The following is a 23,871-nucleotide window of genomic DNA, read 5'->3' as shown; positions in this document are numbered from 1 at the left end:
CAGAATATCTAGATTTTTCCGGTAATCCAATAAGCAAAAAGGCCAACTATTTCATGAACCAAGGTGTTCCAGTTGTGAGCTCCATCGGTTAGGTCAAAAGAAGTCCACTGCAAGCGGTGCGCTGTTTGATAATCAACTGGCACGGGGATCACTTTAATGCCTTGTTTTTGAAAAACCTTCTCCGAACGAAGCATGTGACTGGCTGAAGTAATTAAAAGCCAGGGCTTCTGTTCAGTAGATTCAGTTTTAAGCCCAAAATCAATGATCATCGGCTTTAGATACAAGGCATTCTCATAGGTGTTACGGGATTGATTTTCGTAGTGTGCTTGCTCTTCATTTAAACCCTGCTCTTGAACAAGCCGTTTAAATGCTTCAGATTCGGACATACCTTTGGGGATAATACGACCCGATGACCCGCTGAAGATATAAGGTAGCCCTGGATTCTTCCTGATCAACTCAAAGGCCTTGGTCACCCTTTCGGCAGATGAGTAAATCGAAACCTCTCCGCGATCAATCGCAATCTCACCATCCTCAATAGCGCCGCCCAAAATGATGATGCCACCAAGGTCGCTAGTTGCCACTTTTGAAATTTCAGTTTTTGGGACGGCGTCTTCCAGCGCCCTCAAAAAAACTTCTGATGCAGGTAGCCAACCCACCAGCACAAGATCTATCAAGGCCAATACTAAAAATCGCTTACAAAGATGAGGTTTTCGCAGCGATAAAAATACCAAAGCCAATAGGGTGAAGAGTAGTACCCAATTGAGTGGTTCAATTAAAAATTGCACTACCTTCGACAAAATAAAAAAGATCGTATCCATAATTCCCTACGATCTTAACCTGACTGACAAGCCTAGGCGCCTGCATTGAAGCTAAATAAGCCCTAATATAGGGGCTATGCAAAAAGCTCTAGTTTGGCTCCGCCGAGATCTTCGTCTATATGACAATGCCGCCCTTCACCACGCCCTTAAGGAAAGTGAGAAGGTTTGGCTCGCTTTTATCTTTGATACGGACATCCTCAAACCCCTGCTTAAGGGTGAATTAGATCCCAAAGGACTTAAGCACGATCGCCGCGTGGATTTCATATGGCAGGGGTTAAAGCAAATTGATGATCAATTACGTAAACAAAGCGGAGGACTCATTGTTCGCTTTGGCAAGCCGACTGAGTGTATTCCTGAGATTGCCAAAGAACTCGGTGTCGACACTGTCTTTGTAAATCACGACTACGAACCTTCAGCAATCGAACGTGATGAAATAGTTAAGACCAAACTAGAGAAGCAAGATATTGGATTCGAGACTTTTAAAGATCAGGTGATCTTTGAGAAAAAAGAAATTCTCACCAACTCCAATACCGTCTTCTCAATCTTTACGCCTTATAAAAATAATTGGCTAAAGACTCTCCAAGAAAAAGATTTGGCTGCTTATGAGTGCAATCCAAAGCCGGGTCAACTAGCAGCTGTTCCCAAAAAGTTAAATGAGCCATTTCCTTCTTTAGAGTCCATGGGTTTTTGTGCTACTGGCATTGAAGCCTATCTGCCACCAGGCTCAGAGGGTGGTCAGGCTTTCTTGGAAGACTTCCTACCCCGCATTGATCAATACCAAGTTGGCAGAGACTTCCCTGCAATCAAAGGCGTAAGTTACCTATCCACCCACTTACGTTTTGGGATGCTATCGATCAGAGGCTTGGTACGTGAAGCGCATCGACGTATGCTGGCCGGCAGCATGGGTGCAACTATTTGGTTAAGTGAACTGATCTGGCGTGATTTCTATTTCATGATTCTTGCCAATCATCCCCGCCTTGCATCGGGCGCATCTTTTAAACCAGACTATGACAATATCATCTGGGAATCTGGAGCTAAGGCCAAAAAATTATTTGCCGCCTGGTGTGAAGGTAAGACTGGTTATCCACTAGTTGACGCAGCAATGCATCAACTCAACCAAAGTGGCTACATGCATAATCGTTTACGTATGGTGGTTGCAAGTTTTCTGACAAAAGATCTGGGCATTGATTGGCGTTGGGGCGAAGCCTATTTTGCCGAACATCTCAATGACTTTGAACTGTCATCCAATAATGGCGGATGGCAGTGGGCTTCCTCATCGGGATGCGATGCACAGCCCTACTTCCGCATCTTTAATCCCATTACTCAATCAGAGAAGTTTGATTCTGAGGGCAAGTTCATTAAACGCTACCTGCCTCAGCTAGAAAAGCTCTCCAAGAAATCCATTCATGCCCCATGGCAGGCCGGTCATATTGAATTAGAGGCTGCTGGCATAGTCATTGGGCGAGACTACCCGCTACCAGTCGTAGATCATGATGAAGCCCGAAAAAATACCCTGGTGCGCTATAGCGTAGTCAAAAAGGTTGCCTAATCTATCGCCTCCTCGAACTTAATAGAGCCCTATTTGTAGTTCCGATTTAAGATAGGGCATGAGCAAGATCTATGCCGTAGGTGATGTCCAAGGCTGCGCACCGTCATTAAAAGCCTTAGTTAAAAAACTCCCAGCTAAATCAAAAATGATTTTTTTGGGAGATTTAGTTAATCGCGGCCCAGACTCTCTTGGCGCATTGCGCCAACTCAAGACCCTACAAGAATCTGGTCGTGCCGAATGCATACTGGGCAACCATGATCTGCACCTTTTAGCCATTGATGCTGGTTTGCGCAGCCCTAAAGGCTTAGACACGATTCAACCCATTCTGTCAGCGCCCGATAGAAAAGAATTGATTCATTGGATTCGGAATCGACCCATGGCACTCAGCAATGGAAATGTTCTTACCGTTCACGCAGGCGTACTACCGCAATGGGACTTACAGCAAACTATTGAATGCGCTCACGAGGTCGAAAAAACCTTACGCAGTAAATCGTACAAAGACTTTCTGGCCAATATGTATGGCAACACTCCAAATAAATGGAGCAAGTCACTTAAGGGTTATGAACGTCTTCGTGTCATCACCAATGCATTAACCAGAATGCGTTTCTGCACACCCGCAGGTCAAATGGAATTTGAGAGCAAAGAAGGTTTAGAACAAGGTCCCAAGGGCTATATTCCCTGGTTCACCGTTCCAAACAGAAAAACCCAGGATGTCCTTACTTATTTTGGCCACTGGTCTACCTTGGGGCTATTACGCCAACACAACGTGATTGGCTTAGACACTGGCTGCGTATGGGGTGGAAAACTTACTGCCCTAGAAATCTCAGACTCCAATAAAGACAGCAAGAAATTAGAGATTATTCAGGTGAGTGGCTATGACCACCCACTCCGAATGTAATTTCTTCTAGAAATTAAAAACTGACTCTTAAAGCTTAGAGTTTTTTGAATGAATTCTCAGCAGCAGCAACGATAGCATCGACCACTTCATTGTCATGTGCAATGGATGTAAAGCCTGCTTCATACGCTGAAGGCGCCAAATAAATGCCCTCATCTAACATGAGATGAAAGAATTTCTTAAACGCATCAATATTGGATTTAGTCACCGCTTCAAATGAAGCAGGAACTTGATTGGTAAAGTAAAAACCAAACATGCCGCCAACACTGTCTACAGAAAAAGGTACATTGGCTTTATCTGCAGCCTGCTTTAAGCCAGCCATCAACTTTTCAGTCTGACCAGTTAAGCATTCATAAAAACCTTCGCGAGAAATAATCTCTAAAGTTTTTAGGCCTGCAGCCACAGCTACCGGATTACCAGAGAGAGTGCCTGCCTGGTACACATTACCCAGTGGGGCAAGCTTAGACATGATTTCTTTCTTGCCTCCAAAGGCAGCCATTGGCATACCGCCACCCATAACCTTGCCCAAACAAGTGAGGTCAGGGGTAATGCCTTGCAAAAACTGGGCGCCACCTAAGGCCACTCTAAAGCCAGTCATCACTTCGTCATAAATTAATACAGCGCCATGCTTGCTGGTCAGACTACGAATGGCCCCCAAAAACTCTTTTGAAGGTTTAATCAAGTTCATATTGCCAGCAATAGGCTCGATGATGACTGCAGCAATTTGATCGCCCTGCTTTTTAAAGACTTCTTCAATGGCTGCTACATCGTTGTAAGGCAACACCAAGGTATGTTTCACCAAATCTTGTGGAACACCACCAGAAGAAGGTGCATTTTGCGTAGAGTCCGCAAAGGTAAGCAAGCCTGATCCGGCCTTTACCAATAAGCTGTCAGCATGTCCGTGATAGCAGCCCTCAAACTTGATAATCAAATCACGACCGGTATAGCCGCGAGCTAGACGCAAGGCACTCATCGTCGCCTCAGTACCGCTAGACACCATGCGGACCTGCTCAACGCTTGGCATCAAGGCACAGATACGCTCAGCCAATTCAATTTCACCCTCGGTAGGTGCGCCGTAACTAAAACTGGTTTCAGCTGCTTTTTGAACTGCAGCTACTACCTCAGGATTTGCATGGCCCACAATCATGGGGCCCCAAGACATAATTAAATCAATATAGCGTTGATCATTTGCATCCCAAAAATAAGGGCCTTTTGCTTTAGAAACAAAACGAGGGACACCACCCACCTGACGGAAAGCCCTCACTGGAGAGTTGACTCCCCCAGGGATAGTCTTTTGTGCGCGCTCAAACAGCGCTTCGTTTTGATCTACTTTTGCCATTATTTTTTCAAATTCAATAAATTAAATCGCCATCATTTCAAAATCTTCCTTACGAGCACCGCATTCTGGACATGTCCAATTCATAGGAACATCTTTCCAGAGGGTTCCTGGTGCAATACCTTCGTCAGGCAAACCAGCAGCTTCGTCATAAACCCAGCCACAGATTAGACACATATACGTTTTAAATTCCATTACTTTAATCTCCGAATATTTTTAGCTACTTGAATTTAGCTGCACTAAGCTTGTTCATTTATTTTAAGGTTTTTACTTGCTTTAAGCTGGTCGCTTAGCGTGCATCTCAAACTTGAATAAACGACACTCTAATGGGCCATTGAATAAAGGTGTGCGTTTGGATTCTTTAATGCGCAGTTGGCCTGGAAGCGCCATATCTGCAGTCAACACAAAGATATTCCACCCACCAAAATCCTCTTTGAGGTGTTGTCCAAACTGACGTAAGAACTCGACAAACTTCGGATCCTGCTCTTCTTGAGCTTGAAGCTTCTTCAATGACTCACGACTAGAACGCTTAGCGCTTTGACGCCCAGTTTCTAAGTTCAACTCAAAACGATTATCGGGCTCATCGTCATAACTCTCTTCTTGATTAGAGGTGCGATCCTGACCACGTCCACCTTTAATCACTAGACGCTCGCCATAAGGCGGATTTAAGAGCATCACACCCTCGCTCAAATTACCCGGTGCTTTCGCTGCCAAAGCATCAACCTGACGAACTACAGGCTGATCTGGCAATTGCGCTCTTTGCCAATTGCCCTTAAACATCGATACCAATTTCTCATTAATGTCGCCACCAGAAATTTTTAAGGAATCGACACTAGGATGCTGCTTACGCTTTTCCAACATCAAAGCAAGAGCGGCTTCTTTCAAGTCTACCCAGCGCTTTTGCTCTGCAGAGTCATTAAATGGCTTGAGTCGCTGGAATCCAAAACCATGGGCAGAGGTAATTAAAGGGCGATAAGCCAATCGGCTTGGCTTGGCATCATCACCATACATCCCAGCACGAATTGCCCCAGGAGGAATGGCTAACGCCATCTGTGCAGCTTCAATTAAGAAAGTGCCACTACCGCACATAGGATCAAATAAGGTCTGACCTGGCTTCCAGCTGGTAATCGACAGAATGCCTGCTGCTAAATTTTCTTTTAGGGGTGCATCCCCTTTTTCATCACGCCAGCCACGCTTAAATAATGCTTCGCCTGAAGTATCTAAATAAATGGTAACTTGAGTTGCCGTCAAATGCGCCTGAACACGAACATCCGGAAAGGCTGTGTCGATACTGGGGCGATCGCCAGTGACATCGCGCAAACGATCAACGATGGCATCTTTTATTTTGAGCGTTGCAAAATTTAAACTCTTCAATGGGGAGCGGTGTGCTGTCACATCGACGCGTAAGGTTTGCTTGGAAGTAAACCATTCTTCCCAAGCCAAGCCACTAGCCAATTTATATAAATCGTCCTCTTGCCTGTATGGTGCTTGCGCCATTTGTAACAGCACCCGACTCGCAATACGGGAATGCAGGTTCAGTGCCATGGTAGCCGAAAGGGGCGCAGCAAGACCGACGCCACCAGTAGGGCTGGTAGGCGTTGGATCAATCACCCACGCCCCTAAGGCCTTACATTCTGGGCGTCCAGCAATCTCCGCCAGCTCCTGGGCAAGCGGCACTTCTAAGCCACCTGGGCAAACAACAAAAAATCTCATGGGGCTAACAGTCTATAAATGGGGGAATTAGAAAATAAAGTAAATATTAGTAGGTTGGTCTTAAGGCTTGAACAACACCAAGGCCACAATAATCACTAGCAAGATGACTGGTACTTCGTTAAACCAACGGAACCAAACACCGGATCGCTTATTTACGCCGGCACGAAATTTCTTGAGCAAGCTTAGGCAGGCATGGTGATAGCCAATTACCAAGATCACAAAGAATAATTTGGCATGCATCCAAACATCGCCGGCACCAATACCAAAATAGAGCCATAGCGTTAGACCTAGCACTACTGCTGGCACAGCCAAAATAGTCATGAATCGAAAGAGTCGGTCGGCCATACCCAAAAGGCGAGCATAAGCTTCGGTATTTTTCTCCTCAGCCAGGTTCACAAAAATTCTAGGCAGATAAAACAAGCCAGCAAACCAGGAGGTAATAAATACGATGTGAAAGGTTTTTACCCAGAGGTAGGCATTGCTCATATGTAGTTTGCTCTATTTATTTATTAACTTTAGGTACGAATCTCGCCGTGACCCATGACCACATACTTCAATGAGGTCAAGCCATCCAAACCAACAGGCCCACGGGCATGCAGCTTGTCATTCGAAATACCGATTTCAGCGCCAAGGCCATATTCAAAGCCATCCGCAAAGCGAGTGCTGGCATTAACCATCACACTCGCGCTATCCACTTCACGCAAGAATCGGTCAGCCTGAGCTTTGTTATTGGTAATGATGGCATCGGTATGTTTGCTGCCGTATTGCTCAATATGGTTCATCGCTTCATCAATGTTGGCCACAGTCTTAATTGACAAGATTGGTGCCAAGTACTCAGTCTGCCAATCCTCTTCATTAGCATCTACTAAATTCTGGAACCCATTTGCTTCTAGTGTTTTGCGAGTTAGGCCATCAACCCGCAGCTCCACACCCTTGTCCTGATAGATCTTACAAAGGGTTGGCAATACTTTCTGTGCGATCTCTTGATTTACCAGCAATGTCTCCATCGCATTACAAGGAGCATAGCGTTGCGTCTTGGCGTTATCGCAAACCTTTACCGCCATAGCGACATCAGCATCAGCATCAATATAGGTATGACAAATACCATCCAGGTGTTTAATCATGGGCACACGTGCCTCAGCCATCAAACGCGCGATCAAGCTCTTGCCACCGCGTGGCACGATCACATCAATATATTGCGTCATAGTGATCATTTCGCCAACAGCACTACGATCCGTTGTGGTGACTACCTGTACTGCATCCTTAGGCAATCCAGCGGCAGCCAAGCCATCCTGAATGATCTGCGCTAATAAGGTATTGGAGTCAATTGCTTCAGAGCCGCCACGCAGAATCACTGCATTGCCTGACTTGAGGCACAAGGCAGCAGCATCAATAGTGACGTTAGGCCGAGACTCGTAAACGATGCCGATGACACCCAGTGGAACACGCATCTGACCTAATTCAATGCCTGATGCTTGCTTTTTTAAAGCTGATATTTTTCCAATTGGATCCTCTAAAGAAACGATTTGCTCCAAACCCAAAGCCATGGTTTCAATTGTTTTAGGTGTCATGGTCAAGCGATCAACAAAAGCAGCATCTTGCCCATTTGCTTTCGCGCGTTCAACATCAACCTGATTGACCTTCTGAATCTCATCAGCCTTCTGACGAACAGCTGTAGCGATATGCAATAAAGCTTGATTTTTTTTCTCGCTAGATGCACGCGCCATTGCCCGCGATGCAGCTCGTGCTCGCATGCCAATATCTTGCATCATTTCTTTTATAGCTGAACTCATTTCTTGCTCTCTAATTCACTAATTTTTATATGCACTACTCAACGCAATAAATTTCCAACTAAACGCAAACCATCCCAAGGGTCTGCTGGCAACTCTGCAGCATGCAAACCTTTTACTTGGCGATCCAATCCTGCAGCAACCTGCATCGCTCTGCGCAACTTCAGGGGCTGAACTCTTCTTAATGCCGCTGGGTATAAACGTTCTTTATTGCCCCAAATCCGGTTGGCGCGCATCAAATTCTGTACAGACTCACCAGCATCACTGGCTGCCTTGAGTTTAGATAGTATCCGAAGCTCCTCAGTTACGCTCCACAGAATCAATACCAGTGGCTCACCCTCACCCTTTAAACCGTCTAGCATGCGATTTAACCTAGCCAGATCTCCCGCAAGCATGGCTTCAGTTAATTCAAAAACGTTGTAACGCGCTACCTTTAGAATAGAAGAACGAATTTGCTCTTCGCTCAACTTGCCAGTGGGATAGAGCAAGCCTAATTTCAGAATCTCTTGATGGGCAGCAATTAAATTACCCTCCACTTGATCAGCAATAAATTCAAGTGCGCGCTGTCCTTCAGGACCAGACTCCACCTCTTGATCTTGACGCTTTAAACGCCCAGAAATCCACTGCGGCAAGTGACTACGATCCAGAGAATCAATCTGAATCGCCATACCCGCATCATCTAAAGCACTAAACCACGCGGAAGTCTTAGTCTTACCATCCAAACGAGGCAACACAATACATACAACAGTATCTGGGCCATCTGAACCAGTAGCTTGTGAAGCAATTTGAGCGGCAAATTGTTTTAAAGCGTCAGCCCCATCGCGACCAGGCTTTCCAGTTGGTATGCGCAACTCTACCCAACGTTTATCACCAAACAATGACATGGTTTGACCAGCATTTAATAAAGCGCTCCAATCAAAGCCACGCTCTTGCAATAAAACTTCGCGCTCAGTGAAATTTTGCTTCTTGGCAGCAGATCGCAGTTGATCCATCGCCTCCATCATCAATAGAGGCTCATCACCACTAAATACATAGAGTGGCAACATTGCACCACCAGAACTCAAAGACTTGAGGTGCACTTGTAAGGCATCAACTTTAACCATGCCCTAATTCATCTCTAGAAAGATTTTGCCTGCGGCGATCTTGCACCAGCAGATACACGGCGCAGGATCTGAGTCGCCAAATCTTTGCGCATCAGAGTTAAGAACTGCTGAATTTGAACGTCAGTCGCCAACACTGTTGACACACTAAAGTCTATATCTCTAGTCATGTAGATCTCAGCCTCTGGGACGATTTCAGCACCAGCCAAATCATATGCCCTAAATCCAACGCGAATATTCAGACGATAAGCTGATACTTGACCATTGGAGTTGTAAGCCAAAATCTCACGACCATTAATGTCGTTGTTAATTTCCAAGATGAGATCTGCATCCTTAGGGTTGATGGCAACTTTTGCATCCGTGCCCGTCAAGATCGCCGTCTGTAAGTCTGCTCTGAGTGGCGGAGAAGGGTTGCCTGTAATCGCAATGACCTTGAAAGGCAAATCCACCATGCCGCGTAAGCGATAGCCGCATGCAATCAACCCCATTACTGGAGCTGTAGCAATCAAGCCTAGCATTGTGCGACGTAGGGAATTTACGCTCATATCTCTTTTTCTATTTAAGCAACAATATTGACCAAACGTCCAGGCACCACAATCACCTTCTTCGGTGCGCCGCCATTTAATGCTTTTTGTGCAGGCTCACTTTGTAAAGCCAAGGCTTCAATTTGCTCTTTGCTTGCATCAGCAGGCACCTTAATATCACCGCGTAACTTACCGTTAATTTGGAGCATCAAAGTCAGTTCTGTTTGCACTAAAGCCGCTTCATCTACAGAAGGCCATGGGGCGTCAAGCAAAGGGCCAAAAGATTTGGTGTAGCCAAGGTCTTTCCACAACACATGGGTCATGTGTGGAACTACTGGATAGAGAACGCGTAACAAAATACTTAGGCATTCACGCAAGACCGGCGCGCTAATCGCGGCATTCTGATCGAGCTTGATCGGCTCAAGTGTATTGAGCATTTTCATCGCCGCAGAAACAACCGTGTTGTACTGACGACGTTGATAGTCAAAGTTGGCTTGCTTCAAGATGGTGTGAACTTCACGACGCAATTCTTTTTCAGCATCGCTCAGATTGCTAGGCGAGGTGTCAGACGCATCGCGCAAGACACTAGCGTGACCGCTGGAATACATCCACACCCGACGCAAGAAACGAGAGGCACCGTCTACGCCAGCGCCCGACCACTCCAGCTGCTGCTCAGGAGGAGCAGCAAACATCACAAATAAACGAGCAGTATCGGCGCCGTATTGATCAATCAAAGCCTGTGGATCAACGCCATTGTTCTTGCTCTTAGACATCTTCTCAACACCGCCAATGATCACTGGTGTGTTTGAGGCATCACCGATGAGCTTGGCGCCTTGAGGTCGGCCTTTTTCATCGAGGTCTAATTCCACATCAAGCGGATTGAGCCAAGTCTTTTTACCCGAAGCATCTTCGGAGTAATAAGTCTCATTGAGAACCATACCTTGGGTCAGCAAATTCTGGAACGGCTCATCAAAGGTAATGAGATTGAGATCACGCATCACCTTGGTCCAGAAACGCGCGTAGAGAAGATGCAAGATCGCATGCTCAATGCCACCGATGTACTGGTCCATTGGCATCCAATATTCATTACGCTCATCCACCATGGTCTTAGCATTAGGACCGGTATAGCGCATGAAATACCAAGAGGAGTCTACAAAGGTATCCATAGTGTCTGTTTCACGACGTGCAGGCTTGCCGCACTTCGGACATTTGACGTTTAAGAAGTCAGCGCGTTTATTTAGCGGATTACCGCTGCCATCTGGCACGCAATCTTCCGGCAACACTACTGGCAAATCAGCCTCTGGTACAGGCACAGCGCCACAACCAGGATTACTCTCATCACCACAATGAATAATCGGAATCGGTGTGCCCCAATAGCGCTGACGAGAAATTCCCCAATCGCGCAAACGATAGGTAGTTTTAATTTCGCCAATACCAAGCTTTTCTAATTCTTTCGCAACAGCACTCACAGCCTCTTCATGCGATAGGCCGTCAAACTGAGCGCTATTAAAGCAAACAACACCCTCTTTTTGGGCGTACCAATCTTCCCAGCGAGTGGTATTGAACATTGGGGATTCACCTTCAAGCGCAATCACCTGTTTAATTGGCAAATCGTACTTAAGGGCAAAAGCAAAATCGCGCTCATCGTGGGCAGGTACACCCATCACTGCGCCATCGCCATAAGACATCAATACATAGTTACCAACCCAGACTGGTACAGGTTCGTGCGTCAACGGATGCGTGACATACAAACCAGTAAACATCCCTTCTTTTTCTTGTGTGGCTAAATCAGCTTCGATCACGCTACCAGTTTTGCATTTCTCAATGAATGCAGAGAGCGCTGGGTTATTGACAGCTGCTTGTGTTGCTAAAGGGTGCTCAGCCGCTACCGCACAGAAAGTAACACCCATGATGGTATCGGCACGCGTAGTAAATACATACAACAAACCATCTTGAATGAAATTGCCATGGTCATCGGCAACCTCATGCTTAAAAGCAAAACGCACGCCGCGACTTTTACCAATCCAGTTTTGCTGCATCGTCTTCACGCGCTCAGGCCAACCCAAACCATCTAAACCAGAAAGCAACTGCTCTGCATAAGCAGTGATATTGAAGTAGTAACCAGGAATCTCACGCTTCTCAACCAATGCACCGGAGCGCCAGCCACGACCATCAATTACTTGTTCATTTGCTAAAACGGTTTGATCGATTGGGTCCCAATTAACTACTTGAGTCTTGCGATAGGCGACACCCTTTTCCAGCATCTTCAAGAAGAGCCACTGGTTCCAACGATAGTAATCAGGACTACAGGTAGCTACTTCACGTGACCAATCGATAGCCAAACCCATCGCAGCCATTTGCTTTTTCATATAAGCAATGTTGTCGTAGGTCCACTTTGCTGGTGGCACTTTATTCTGAATCGCCGCATTTTCAGCCGGCATACCAAAAGCATCCCAACCCATCGGCATGAGGACGTTATAGCCCTGCATGCGGAGTTGACGTGCCATGACATCATTGATGGTGTAGTTGCGTACGTGACCCATGTGGAGTTTGCCAGATGGGTAAGGCAACATAGAGCAAGCGTAATACTTTGGCTTTTTCTTACCTTGTGCGTCAACTGCGTTCTCTGCTACTTGATAGACTTGCGCAGCTTCCCAGTCAGCTTGCGCTGCCGCTTCAATACTGCGGTAGTCGTAATCCTTGCTCATTCTTCGACAGCTCTTTTCTTCTATTTTTTAATTGATTGACTAATTACTTACGCAAGCCAAGAACATCTTGCATATCGAATAAGCCACTACTTTGGTTTTGTAAGAAGCGTGCGGCACGCAATGAGCCTTGGGCATAGGACTGACGGCTTGAAGACTTATGACTGATTTCAATACGCTCACCATCGCCAGCAAATAAAACAGTGTGATCACCTACGATATCGCCACCACGAATAGTGGCAAAACCAATTGAACCCTCTTTACGTTCACCGGTATAGCCTTCGCGCGCATATACAGCAACATCATCCAGCTTTTCACCCAACGCATCTGCAATCACTTCGCCCATCTTGAGCGCAGTGCCTGAAGGAGCATCTACCTTGTGCTTGTGGTGAGCTTCAATAATTTCAATGTCATAACCTTGATTGAGCATCTTGGCAGCAATCTCTAAGAGCTTAAAGGTTGCATTAACACCAACACTCATATTGGGCGCAAACACAATCGCCAATTTTGCAGAAGCTTGTTTCAAACTAGCAATTTGCTCAACCGTCAGGCCAGTGGTACCAATAATCATTTTGGTACCTGTCTTTTCAGCAACGGCCAAATGAGCCATCGTGCCTTCGGGTCTTGTGAAGTCAATCAAGAACTCGGCATTGGCCAGCACTTGAGCTACATCAGCAGAAATCATTACGCCCGTTTTTTTACCTAAGAATGAGCCAGCATCCTCACCCAATTGTGGGCAGGATGTATGTTCGAGTGCTCCAACTAATTGAGCATCAGCCGTATTGAGGACAGCCTCAATTAGCATCTTGCCCATACGTCCTGTTGCACCTGCAATTGCAATCTTCATCATGTGTTTCTTCGCTTCTTATTCAAGTGAGCCAAAACTGTCATCTTGGCATCAATACAAAAGTGATTTCTATTATTTGGAATCAGCTGCCTTTGGCACATCATTTAAAGTGCCAGGCCCTAACTGTGGAGACTGTGCATCTGGCTGCTTATTTGAAAAACTAAAAAAGTCCCAGAATGAACCACTCACATTAGCTGCAGGTGCGGCGGCTGGTATGGGCGTGCCTGCTGACAAATTGTCAGTTTTACTTGGCACTAAATACTCTGGCTGCTGCAATGGTGGCGTAACGGGCGGCTTATTAGATCCAGTAATCACATCCCAGAATGAGCGCTTGGTCTTTGCGTAGTTATCGATTTCCGCAACCATCTCGACTTCCGTTGGCAATGCATCACCCTCAAACTTAACAACTTTGTCACCATCAAAATAGATTGTGACATGACGCTCTTTACCGATTGGCTGCCCTGCACGTTTGAATTCAAAAATGTAATCCCAGCGATTGGCATGGAAGTAGCTCGCTAATAATGGCGTACCCATAATTTGGCGCACTTGCTCACGTGTCATTCCCAATTTCAATTTGGAATACTGCTCGCTAGAAATAAAATTTCCCTGCACGACGTCTGGAACGTAAGGCCTAAAAATCTTATTCATCCAAGCGCGTTGGGTTTCATCCACTGCAGAAGTACACCCACCTACCCCCAATAATCCCAACAGCGCTAGGGACATTATTCCCAGGCGTACAGGGGAACAGACACCCTTCAAAACCGGGTTCAAAAAGCGAGTAAAAAGTTCAAGGCAATTTTGCATGGCTGGCCGTATCATTAAGACATTGATTTTAGCTCCCAATGCCATAAATATGACCCAAAACCGAACCCCTGAAGATTTACGAGATATTGACCTAAAAGCGACTGGGCCACGGATGAAAATCCTCGATTTTTTTCATCAAAATGGTGGCACTCACTTTAGCGCTGAAGACGTCTTTATGGCCTTGGCCAAAGAGGATAAAGAGATAGGCCTAGCAACGGTTTACCGAGTACTTACACAATTTGAGCGGGCTGGACTGCTTTTACGCAGTCATTTTGAGTCCAGCAAGGGTGATAGTAGGGCCATCTATGAGCTAAACGAAGGCCAGCACCATGACCACTTAGTCTGCATTGATTGTGGCCATGTTGAGGAGTTTGTAGACGAGGCTATTGAAAAAAGGCAGCGCGATATTGCTAAAAACCTGGGCTTTAAGCTCCAGGAACACGCTTTAGCCATGTATGGCCACTGCTTGAAGAAAAATTGTCGCAACAAACAGGCTAAATAAGCTGTTTTAAGCGCTTTAAACGCAAAAAAGACCTCAAATTGAGGTCTTTTCTACAAAAATAAGCCAAAAAATAAGATTTAAGCGTTTTTTAACAACACTTAGACTCTTTTAGGTGATCTTATCTAATTTCCTTACTTTACAGCCATCAATGCTTCAGCGGCATTGAGCATTTGTACTGAATAACCCCACTCATTGTCATACCAAGCCAATACCTTCACCAATTTGCCATCGGCAGATACGCGGGTTTGGGAAGCGTCATAAATACTTGGGCGGGGATCGTGGTTAAAGTCGATAGACACCAGAGGCAAAGTATTGAAGCCCAAAATCCCTTTGAGCTCACCTTCGCTGGCAGTCTTGAGAATCGAATTGACTTCATCGACGCTTGTGGCACGACTTGCCGCAAAAGTTAAGTCAACAACAGAAACGTTAATCACCGGCACACGCATCGCGAAACCATCAAAGCGACCTGCCAATGCTGGCAATACCAAACCAACCGCTTTAGCTGCACCAGTTTTAGTTGGGATCATGCTAGTGACGGCAGAACGCGCACGACGCATATCCTTGTGATAAACATCAGTCAATACTTGATCATTAGTAAATGCATGAATCGTAGTCATCAAGCCTGACTCAATACCAATCTTTTCTAGAAGCGGCTTCACTAGTGGAGCCAAACAGTTGGTTGTACAGCTTGCATTTGAAACCACTACATCGCTTGGCTTTAATACATTTTGGTTTACGCCATACACAATGGTTGCATCTACATCTTTTTCGCCAGGAGCAGAAATCAATACTTTCTTCGCGCCCTGCTCGATATGAATCATGGCCTTTTCTTTTGAAGTGAACTTACCAGTGCACTCCAAAACCAAGTCAACGCCTAATTCACCCCATGGGGTTTCTGCAGGATTGCGTGTGCAGAACATCTTGATACGATCGCCATTAACTACCATGCAATCGCCATCAACAGACACATCCGCGGGGAAACGACCATGCGCAGAGTCATATTTTGTAAGGTGCGCATTAATAGCAATATCACCCATCGCATTAATTGCGACGATTTGGATATCACGACGTGGCTTGCCATTGACTTGATCTTCATACAAAGCACGTAATACCATGCGGCCAATACGCCCATAACCATTAATTGCGACACGAATTGTCATTTATTTCCCCTAACTAATATTGAATTTATTTCGTACTTTGCTTTATTTTTTTGCGATACATTGTTTAACGGTCTTCGCAATCTGGTCAGCAGTTAAACCAAAATATTCGTACAAGACTGGTGCTGGTGCAGATTCGCCAAAGGTATCCACTCCATGCACGGCTGCACAACCATACTTCCACCAGAAATCACTCACACCTGCTTCCACTGCAATGCGTGGAATATTCGCAGGCAACACTTTTGCTTTATACGCAGCATCCTGTTGATCAAAGACAGTTGTTGAAGGTATCGAAACTACTCGAACTCCCAAGCCTTCTTTTTCCAACTGCTGTGCAGTTTGTAATGCGAGAGCAATTTCAGAACCAGTAGCAATAATGACGGCATCAATCTTGCCAGTCGGATCGCGCAAGACATAACCACCACGAGCAATATCTTTAATTTGAGCGGCGGTACGAGATACGAATGGACAGTTCTGGCGGCTAAAAATCAAGGCACTCGGCCCATTTTTACGCTCAATGGCTGAACCCCAGGCTACAGCGCTCTCTGTGGTGTCGCAAGGACGCCAAACCATGAGGTTCGGAATAAGGCGCAAGCTAGCAACATGCTCTACAGACTGATGGGTTGGGCCATCTTCGCCCAAACCGATTGAGTCATGGGTAAAGACAAAAATACTGCGCAATTTCATCAAAGCAGCCATACGCAAAGCGTTACGACTGTAATCCGAGAAGGTTAAGAATGTGCCGCCAAATGGAATGTAACCACCGTGCAAGGCAATGCCATTCATGATGGCGCTCATACCAAATTCGCGCACACCGTAATTAATGTGGTTGCCCCACTGATCACCACGTACAGGTTTGCATGAAGACCAATTGGTTAAGTTCGATCCAGTTAAGTCAGCAGAGCCGCCCATAAATTCTGGTAACGCAGGTGCTAAAGCTTCGATTGCATTTTGACTTGCTTTACGAGTCGCAATAGTCTCCGCCTTAGTCTGGCAAGTTTTCAAATACGCATTTAATGTAGATGAAAAATCTTTGGATAAATCACCTGCCATACGGCGTTGCAATTCAGATGCGAGCTCTGGATATTTATTTTTGTATTTCTGAAATTCTTTATTCCAATCGTGCTCTGCGGCTTGACCGCGCTTTTTAAAATCCCAAGCAGCGTAAATATCTTTCGGAATTTCAAATGGTGCATAAGGCCAATTTAATGCGACGCGAGTTGCGGCGATTTCGGTAGCGCCCAATGGTGAGCCATGCACCTTATCGCTACCAGCCATATTCGGCGAGCCTTGCCCAATAGCGGTCTTGCAGCAGATCAGGGTTGGCTTATCACTCTTTTTAGCCTTGGCGATAGCAGCAGATACGGCTTCCGCATCATGGCCATCAACAGCGCGAATGACATTCCAGCCATAGGCTTCAAAACGCTTAGGAGTGTCTTCGTTAAACCAAGAAACCACTTTGCCATCAATCGAGATGCCGTTGTCATCCCATAACGCAATTAACTTATTAAGCTTGAGAGTGCCAGCTAAAGAACACACTTCATGGCTAATACCTTCCATCAAACAGCCATCACCTAAAAATACATAGGTGTAGTGATCAATGATATTTAGACCAGGACGGTTAAATTCTTCTGCCAATAATTTTTCGGCCAATGCCATACCGACTGCATTAGAGATTCCCTGACCCAATGGACCGGTCGTTGTTTCTACGCCCGGAGTAATTCCATACTCAGGATGTCCTGGAGTCTTGCTATGTAATTGGCGGAAATTTTTTAACTCTTCAATCGGCAAGTCGTAGCCAGAAAGATGCAAGAGCGAATACAACAACATTGAGCCGTGACCGTTAGACAATACAAAACGATCGCGATCAATCCAATGCGGATCTGTTGGGTTATGTTTTAAATGCTCATTCCAAAGTCCAACAGCAATATCTGCCATACCCATTGGCATTCCAGGGTGACCTGAATTTGCCTGCTGTACTGCATCCATGGATAAGGCGCGAATGGCATTGGCCATGCGAATTTGAAGGTTTGACATCGTAAAAGTGGTCTCTGGAAAATTAATTGGCTATATTTCAGTAATGCCTCAATTTTATCTTCCCGGGCCATGGGAATCCCAAAAGCCAACAACCCTTACACCCGAGGTTGCCCACCATCTGCGCGTAAGGCGTATCCAAACTGGGGAATTTTTCCCAGTATTTGATGGAAAAGGCCAAATAGCCAAGGGAGAACTCCTCTCTTTGAGCGGAAAATCAGGTCAAGTTCAGCTAACGGATATCCGCACTGATACCCATCGCGAGACCCCATATGCCATTACTTTGGCCCAAGGACTGGCTGGTGGCGACAAAATGGACTGGATCGTTGAAAAGGCAGTCGAGACTGGCGCACAAAACATTGCCCCGATGCAATGTGAGCGTTCCATCCTTAAACTTACTAGAACTAGCGATTTAGAGCGTGCCCAAAAACGCCTCGCCCACTGGGAGGGAATCGTTCAAGCGGCATGCGAGCAATGTGACCGCACTGTCTTTGCCACCTTAGAGCCAATTCAAACATTTGAAGATTATTTAAAGGCAAGCCCAAAACCAGCCCTCAAGCTACTTCTGAGCCCTGATGCAACAAAAAGCATGTATTCAGTGCTGTTAGAAAATGATCCTCAAGACATTGTCTTAATGATTGGTCCCGAAGGCGGCCACTCCCCCGAAGAAGAAGCTCAGGCAGAGGCTGCTGGTTATCAATTGGTTTCGCTAGGGGAACGGGTGCTAAGAACTGAAACAGCCGGCGTAGTGGCCATTACAGCCGTTCACAGCGTGTGGAACCCTGAAATGCAAAATCGCCTCAAGTAGAGGCGATTTGTTGAACTTCTAGGACCTAAGCGATTAAGCGAAGGAGTAGAAGACGCGATACGGTGTACGGCGCTCAGCCCAGAAATCAACAGCATCACGGAAAACATCTAACAGCGTTTCACGAGCTTCTTTGTCAAACTTCTGAGTGCATGGCAAACCTTCAAGCACCACCACGAATCCAGGCTGTGGGCCAGATTTGTCTACAGTAGTAGTCAAAGCATCCAACAAAGGATCGTAGTTTTTTGCCTGCTGCTTAGTAAATGAGTAAGCAATCGCAATCGACTCCAATACTTCACCTTTAGTCATAGCATTGGCGCAATTGGCATAAATAAAGTGCTGACCTAATTCGGTAGCCGCTTCCTGTAAGTCAGGAGTGCGGAAGGCACGAATAGATTGCACAATATTAGGGCGCACACTGCGCAACATTGCCGGCGGTCCGGCATCGCGAACGGCCAAAGCGGCACGCCAAGAAGCTGTCACTTTTTTCCCCGAAACTTGATTTGCTGCATAGGTTTGTAAACGAGATAAACCGCCTTCAGCGTAAATATTGGCAGCGGATGACTCAGTTTCAAGTCGATCATTACTGTCCCAACTTTCAGCGCGGCTATGTTCATCGAAGCTGGCTGTATTGCTGTTTTCAGAGCGATTATTCATGATGGGTGCTAGGTTACCCGTAACACGCCATCAAATCAAGCCCAAATACAGTGCATTTTATGTAAAGCACTGATTTATATAGAAATAATTTATGTGAGTTATTGCTAACTTACATAAATTATAAGTACTTAGGTAATGCCTCTTGCAATGCTTGCAGCTTCAACAACTGCCAAAGTCGTCACATTCACAATACGGCGGACAGTTGCGGCCGGGGTGAGAATATGAATTGGCTTAGCAACGCCCAATAACAACGGGCCAATAGCAATGCCATTACCGGCAGCGGTTTTTAGCAAGTTGTAGGAAATGTTTGCTGCATCGATATTTGGTAATACCAGCAAATTAGCATCGCCTTTCAGTGGAGATGAAGATACCGCACCTTCACGAATGCTTGCATCCAGAGCGCTATCGCCGTGCATTTCTCCATCAACCTCTAAGGTTGGATCTGCTTTCTGAAGTAATGCCAACACTTCGCGCATTTTGACTGCAGATGGCGCATTGCTTGAACCAAAATTGGAATGGGATAGTAATGCCACTTTAGGAGCTAGTCCTAGCTTACGCATTTCACTTGCGGCCATGAGAGTGAGATCAGCTAACTGCTCGGCAGTAGGGTCAAGATTGATATGTGTATCTACCAAGAATACTTGGCGACCCGGCAAAATCAAACCAGACATTGCGCCATAAACATTCGCACCAGGCTCATGACCAATCACTTCATCAACATACTTCAAGTGCGTAGCGATATTGCCAACTGTGCCAGAAATCATGCCATCAGCCATGCCTTTTTGAATCAAAAGGCTACCAATCAAACTATTACGGCGACGCACTTCTAGCTTAGCAAACGACTGTGTAACACCCTTGCGCTCAGTAAGGGCAAGGTAGGTTTGCCAGAAATCACGGAAGCGCGAATCATTCTCTGGGTTCACAACCTCAAAGTCATCGCCTGCCTTCATACGCAAACCAAACTTCTCGATGCGATGCTCGATAACGGCTGGGCGGCCAATCAGAATCGGTGTAGCAAGGTGCTCATCAATAATGATCTGCACTGCACGCAATACACGCTCGTCTTCACCCTCGGCAAACACAATACGTTTTTGATTTGCTGGCACGCGCTTAGCAATGCTAAAGAGCGGCTTCATCAAAGTACCGGAGTGGTACACGAATTGCTGCAGCTGATTGCGATACGCATCAAAATCTTTAATCGGACGTAAAGCAACACCATCATCCATTGCTGCCTTCGCAACCGCAGGAGCAATCACTGTAATGAGGCGTGGATCAAATGGTTTTGGAATTAAATACTCCGGACCGAAGGATAGGTTCTCAATACCGTAAACAGAGGCAACCACCTCACTCTGCTCTGCTTGAGCCAACTCCGCCACAGCCTTGACAGCCGCGACTTCCATGCCACGGGTAATCGTTGTTGCGCCCACATCCAAAGCACCGCGGAAGATGAATGGGAAACACAAAACGTTGTTCACTTGGTTCGGATAGTCAGTACGGCCAGTGGCCATCACTGCATCTGGACGAACCGCTTTTACTTCTTCCGGCAAGATTTCAGGAGTGGGGTTTGCTAAGGCATACACCAATGGCTTAGGCGCCATCTTCTTGACCATATCTTGCTTAAGCACACCGCCAGCAGAAAGACCTAAGAAAATATCAGCGCCTTCAATCGCTTGATCCAATGTGCGCAAATCGGTGTCTTGGCAGAATGGTTCCTTCTCGGGATCCATCAACTCTTTACGACCCTTATAGGCAACACCAGCTAAATCAGTGACCCAAATATTTTTACGCGGAATACCCAAATCAACCAATAGATCCAAACAGGCTAAGGCAGCAGCACCTGCCCCAGAAGTAACGAGCTTTACTTCCTCTACTTTTTTACCAACTACCTTTAAACCATTGAGAATAGCGGCTGCAACCACAATCGCTGTACCGTGCTGATCATCATGGAAGACCGGGATCTTCATACGTGCTTGCAACTTACGCTCGACCACAAAACAGTCAGGCGCTTTAATGTCTTCTAAATTAATACCGCCAAATGTTGGCTCTAGTGCTGCAATAATTTCTACCAACTTATCAGGATCGTTTTCATTCACTTCGATATCGAAAACGTCAATGCCAGCAAACTTCTTAAAAAGAACTGCTTTACCTTCCATCACCGGCTTACTAGCTAGTGGTCCAATATTTCCTAAACCTAAAACGGCCGTACCGTTGGTAATGACGCCAACTAAATTTCCGCGCGCTGTGTACTTGAAAGCATTCGCTGGATCTTTAACAATCTCTTCGCAAGGAGCAGCAACACCAGGCGTGTATGCCAGCGCTAAGTCTCGTTGATTGGTTAATTGTTTTGTAGGGGCAATTTCAATTTTGCCCGGAGTCGGAAACTCGTGATATTGCAGGGCTGCCTCTCTTAAGGCTGCAATTTGTTGCTCTTTACTATTTTCTTTGCTCATTCACTAACTCGCTAAGTTCTGTCTTATCTTCATTGATCTAAGACTTGTAAGACATCAATTCTATTCCTCTCGGGCATTCACCTCATAACCACCATAAAATGGGGCATGTCTTCTCGCTCCACCCCTCTCGGTGAATTTGACCTAATCGATCGTTTCTTTAAAACGGGAGCGGATTCCATGCCCACCAACGCAGATGAAGCAATTGCCTTGGGTATTGGCGATGACTGCGCCCTCATCAAACCGCCAGCGAATGAAGAAATAGCCATCACCAGCGATATGTTGGTTGAGGGCAGGCACTTTTTTGCAGGCGCTGATCCCGCCCTATTGGCCCGCAAAGCCCTAGCAGTCAACCTTTCAGATCTAGCTGCCATGGGTGCAAGACCGCTAGGATTTACCTTGGCCCTTGCACTGCCAGCAGTAGACGAAGTCTGGTTAGAAGCTTTTTCTAAGGGGCTTTTTGCTTCTGCCAAAGAGTATTCCTGCCCCCTGATAGGTGGCGACACCACTGCTGGGCCGCTCACCATATCCATCACTGCTTTTGGTGCCATCCCCACCGGAAAAGCCATTCGCCGATCCGGCGCAAAGGCAGGTGATGACGTTTGGGTCTCAGGCACGGTTGGCGATGCAAGACTGTCTCTTGCTGCACTGCGTCATGAATTAAATCTGTCTAGTGAAGATTTGCAGCAAATCGAACACCGTATGCATCAACCAACGCCACGACTTGAATTGGGTCTGCATTTAAGAGAGGTGGCTACCGCAGCACTAGATGTCTCCGATGGATTAGTGGGCGACTTAATGCACATCTTGAAACAATCACAAGTGGATGCAGAAATTGATTTGGATAAATTACCAAAATCGAACATCTTGAAAAAACAAGAGTCATCCATTCAAAACTTATTTGCCGCAAGCGGTGGTGATGATTACGAACTTTGCTTTACAGCATCCTCAAGTCAGCGCGAAAAAATTCAAGCGATCAGTAAGTCACTCAAACTGCCATTAACACTCATCGGAAAAATACTTCCCAAAAAAGGTGTTGAGGCAAAGGTATATTTATTAGATGCGTCCGGCACTCTTCTGGGTGATTTACAAGCAGCCCCTTTTTTCAACTCATTTGATCACTTTGCATCATGACAAATATTGAACACTCTGCACAAGTGAAACCAAACTTCAAATGGGTGTTTCAAACCGCTAGTCGCACGCTTGCTTTTGGTTTTGGTAGCGGCTTAAGCCCCGTAGCTCCCGGCACCGCAGGCACCCTCTGGGCTTGGGCAGCCTTTTTAGCAGGTGAATACTTTCTCAGTACCGAAGATTTCCTGTGGATTATTGGCAGCGGTATTTTGCTTGGCTGCTGGATCTGTGGCTATGTCAGCGAAGAGTTAGGGAAAAAAGATTTTGGCGGAATAGTTTGGGATGAAATTGTTGCCTTTTGGTTGGTGCTGATCTTCATCATGCCAACTAATATTTGGATGCAGATAGCTGCTTTTGCACTGTTCCGATTTTTTGATGCTGTAAAACCTGGTCCTATTGGAATGATTGATCGTCACTTTAAGAACGCTGCAGGTGATGACACTCAACACTCAAGCTATCTTCAAATACTCTGGCGTGGATTTGGGATTGTGATTGACGATCTTGCCGCTGCTTTTTGTACGCTACTCGCGATGGCTTTAATACAATTCTTGATTAAATAATGAATTCAATGAACCCAAGTGACCTTACTAAAACCTTGGCTCAGATTTTGCTTTCTAGAAATTGGACAGTATCCTTAGCGGAATCTTGTACTGGTGGACTTGTCTGCGCCACCCTGACCGAGCTAGCGGGCTCCAGTGAATGGTTTGAGCGTGGCTACATCACTTATAGCAATGAAGCCAAAGCGGAGTGTCTTGATGTTCCACCCCTGCTAATTGAGTCCCATGGGGCGGTAAGCGAGCAAGTAGCTAAGGCAATGGCTGAGGGCGCCCACATGAATTCAGGAAGCAATGTAGCTATTTCCATTACCGGCGTGGCAGGACCATCGGGCGGGTCAGCTGAAAAACCAGTGGGAACGGTTTGTTTTGGCTGGGCTACTGAAAATCAAACTCTTACTAAAACGATGCACTTTGAAGGTGATCGCCAAACGATCAGGCAACAGGCAACGGAATTTGCGCTAACTGAGTTAATTGCCCTTCTCAGAAGTTAAGCGCACATT

At 46.1% G+C, this 23,871-nt stretch carries 22 protein-coding genes; 7 read left to right on the top strand and 15 right to left on the bottom strand.

Features of this window, described 5'->3' with window-relative positions:
- Positions 1 to 8: 8 nt before the first annotated feature.
- A complete protein-coding gene (locus ICN20_RS05435) occupies positions 9 to 680 on the bottom strand; it encodes a YdcF family protein (protein ID WP_255534657.1) in 672 nt (223 codons plus the stop codon).
- A gap of 214 nt (positions 681 to 894) precedes the next feature.
- Between ICN20_RS05435 and ICN20_RS05430 the strand changes: the two genes are divergently transcribed.
- Positions 895 to 2,367: a deoxyribodipyrimidine photo-lyase gene (locus ICN20_RS05430; protein ID WP_216238599.1), complete on the top strand. Its 1,473-nt coding sequence runs from the start codon at positions 895 to 897 to the stop codon at positions 2,365 to 2,367.
- 58 nt (positions 2,368 to 2,425) lie between these two features.
- Positions 2,426 to 3,265: a symmetrical bis(5'-nucleosyl)-tetraphosphatase gene (locus tag ICN20_RS05425; protein WP_216238598.1), complete on the top strand. Its 840-nt coding sequence runs from the start codon at positions 2,426 to 2,428 to the stop codon at positions 3,263 to 3,265.
- Between the two features lie 34 nt (positions 3,266 to 3,299).
- Here ICN20_RS05425 and hemL read toward each other — a convergent pair whose 3' ends face one another.
- The 10 genes from hemL to ICN20_RS05375 form a co-directional block, all read right to left on the bottom strand.
- Positions 3,300 to 4,601, bottom strand: a complete 1,302-nt coding sequence (hemL, locus tag ICN20_RS05420; protein ID WP_216238597.1) for a glutamate-1-semialdehyde 2,1-aminomutase — start codon at positions 4,599 to 4,601, stop codon at positions 3,300 to 3,302.
- Between the two features lie 21 nt (positions 4,602 to 4,622).
- On the bottom strand, positions 4,623 to 4,793 hold the full coding sequence (locus ICN20_RS05415; RefSeq protein ID WP_071464595.1) for a rubredoxin: 171 nt from the start codon (positions 4,791 to 4,793) through the stop codon (positions 4,623 to 4,625).
- An 81-nt stretch (positions 4,794 to 4,874) separates the two neighbouring features.
- Positions 4,875 to 6,311: a class I SAM-dependent RNA methyltransferase gene (locus tag ICN20_RS05410; RefSeq protein ID WP_216238596.1), complete on the bottom strand. Its 1,437-nt coding sequence runs from the start codon at positions 6,309 to 6,311 to the stop codon at positions 4,875 to 4,877.
- Between the two features lie 60 nt (positions 6,312 to 6,371).
- Entirely contained in the window at positions 6,372 to 6,797 is a 426-nt protein-coding gene (locus ICN20_RS05405) for a CopD family protein (protein WP_216238595.1), read from the bottom strand.
- Positions 6,798 to 6,826: 29 nt separating this feature from the next.
- Positions 6,827 to 8,104, bottom strand: coding sequence for a glutamate-5-semialdehyde dehydrogenase (locus ICN20_RS05400; protein ID WP_216238594.1), 1,278 nt, complete (start codon positions 8,102 to 8,104; stop codon positions 6,827 to 6,829).
- Positions 8,105 to 8,142: 38 nt separating this feature from the next.
- Positions 8,143 to 9,204 (bottom strand): DNA polymerase III subunit delta, encoded by a 1,062-nt coding sequence (holA, locus tag ICN20_RS05395; protein WP_216238593.1) that lies wholly within the window; start codon positions 9,202 to 9,204, stop codon positions 8,143 to 8,145.
- A 14-nt stretch (positions 9,205 to 9,218) separates the two neighbouring features.
- Entirely contained in the window at positions 9,219 to 9,746 is a 528-nt protein-coding gene (gene lptE / locus ICN20_RS05390) for an LPS assembly lipoprotein LptE (protein ID WP_216238579.1), read from the bottom strand.
- 14 nt (positions 9,747 to 9,760) lie between these two features.
- Entirely contained in the window at positions 9,761 to 12,433 is a 2,673-nt protein-coding gene (leuS, locus tag ICN20_RS05385; RefSeq protein WP_216238571.1) for a leucine--tRNA ligase, read from the bottom strand.
- Between the two features lie 43 nt (positions 12,434 to 12,476).
- Positions 12,477 to 13,277 carry a 4-hydroxy-tetrahydrodipicolinate reductase gene (dapB, locus tag ICN20_RS05380; protein ID WP_216240297.1) on the bottom strand — a complete coding sequence of 267 codons (801 nt, stop codon included), beginning with the start codon at positions 13,275 to 13,277 and terminating at the stop codon, positions 12,477 to 12,479.
- 72 nt (positions 13,278 to 13,349) lie between these two features.
- A complete protein-coding gene (locus tag ICN20_RS05375) occupies positions 13,350 to 14,000 on the bottom strand; it encodes an outer membrane protein assembly factor BamE (RefSeq protein ID WP_255534656.1) in 651 nt (216 codons plus the stop codon).
- A gap of 130 nt (positions 14,001 to 14,130) precedes the next feature.
- On the opposite strand from ICN20_RS05375, the gene fur reads away from it, so the two are divergent.
- Entirely contained in the window at positions 14,131 to 14,583 is a 453-nt protein-coding gene (gene fur / locus ICN20_RS05370) for a ferric iron uptake transcriptional regulator (protein WP_216240293.1), read from the top strand.
- 131 nt (positions 14,584 to 14,714) lie between these two features.
- Here the strand turns inward: fur and gap are convergent, their stop codons facing one another.
- Together gap and tkt are read right to left on the bottom strand one after the other, a co-directional pair.
- Complete coding sequence (gene gap / locus ICN20_RS05365) at positions 14,715 to 15,743, bottom strand: type I glyceraldehyde-3-phosphate dehydrogenase (RefSeq protein WP_216238569.1); 1,029 nt, start codon at positions 15,741 to 15,743, stop codon at positions 14,715 to 14,717.
- Between the two features lie 42 nt (positions 15,744 to 15,785).
- Entirely contained in the window at positions 15,786 to 17,777 is a 1,992-nt protein-coding gene (gene tkt / locus ICN20_RS05360) for a transketolase (RefSeq protein ID WP_223146555.1), read from the bottom strand.
- A 43-nt stretch (positions 17,778 to 17,820) separates the two neighbouring features.
- On the opposite strand from tkt, the gene ICN20_RS05355 reads away from it, so the two are divergent.
- Positions 17,821 to 18,582 carry a 16S rRNA (uracil(1498)-N(3))-methyltransferase gene (locus tag ICN20_RS05355; protein WP_216238567.1) on the top strand — a complete coding sequence of 254 codons (762 nt, stop codon included), beginning with the start codon at positions 17,821 to 17,823 and terminating at the stop codon, positions 18,580 to 18,582.
- 33 nt (positions 18,583 to 18,615) lie between these two features.
- On the opposite strand, the gene ICN20_RS05350 is transcribed toward ICN20_RS05355, so the two are convergent.
- Positions 18,616 to 19,236 carry a barstar family protein gene (locus tag ICN20_RS05350; RefSeq protein ID WP_215321414.1) on the bottom strand — a complete coding sequence of 207 codons (621 nt, stop codon included), beginning with the start codon at positions 19,234 to 19,236 and terminating at the stop codon, positions 18,616 to 18,618.
- Positions 19,237 to 19,364: 128 nt separating this feature from the next.
- Complete coding sequence (locus ICN20_RS05345) at positions 19,365 to 21,686, bottom strand: NADP-dependent malic enzyme (protein ID WP_216238566.1); 2,322 nt, start codon at positions 21,684 to 21,686, stop codon at positions 19,365 to 19,367.
- A 105-nt stretch (positions 21,687 to 21,791) separates the two neighbouring features.
- Between ICN20_RS05345 and thiL the strand changes: the two genes are divergently transcribed.
- Genes thiL through ICN20_RS05330 form a run of 3 tightly spaced genes read left to right on the top strand, consistent with a single transcriptional unit; the run spans position 21,792 to position 23,862 of the window.
- Positions 21,792 to 22,817 (top strand): thiamine-phosphate kinase, encoded by a 1,026-nt coding sequence (thiL, locus tag ICN20_RS05340; RefSeq protein ID WP_216238563.1) that lies wholly within the window; start codon positions 21,792 to 21,794, stop codon positions 22,815 to 22,817.
- A complete protein-coding gene (locus tag ICN20_RS05335; RefSeq protein WP_216238561.1) occupies positions 22,814 to 23,374 on the top strand; it encodes a phosphatidylglycerophosphatase A in 561 nt (186 codons plus the stop codon). Before thiL ends, ICN20_RS05335 begins: the two co-directional genes overlap by 4 nt.
- Before the next feature lie 8 nt (positions 23,375 to 23,382).
- Positions 23,383 to 23,862, top strand: a complete 480-nt coding sequence (locus ICN20_RS05330; RefSeq protein WP_216240289.1) for a CinA family protein — start codon at positions 23,383 to 23,385, stop codon at positions 23,860 to 23,862.
- Positions 23,863 to 23,871 lie beyond the last annotated feature (9 nt).

The sequence above is a fragment of the Polynucleobacter sp. JS-Polo-80-F4 genome (assembly GCF_018881965.1).
Classification (GTDB): domain Bacteria; phylum Pseudomonadota; class Gammaproteobacteria; order Burkholderiales; family Burkholderiaceae; genus Polynucleobacter.
This window is presented reverse-complemented; position numbering and strand designations above follow the sequence as displayed.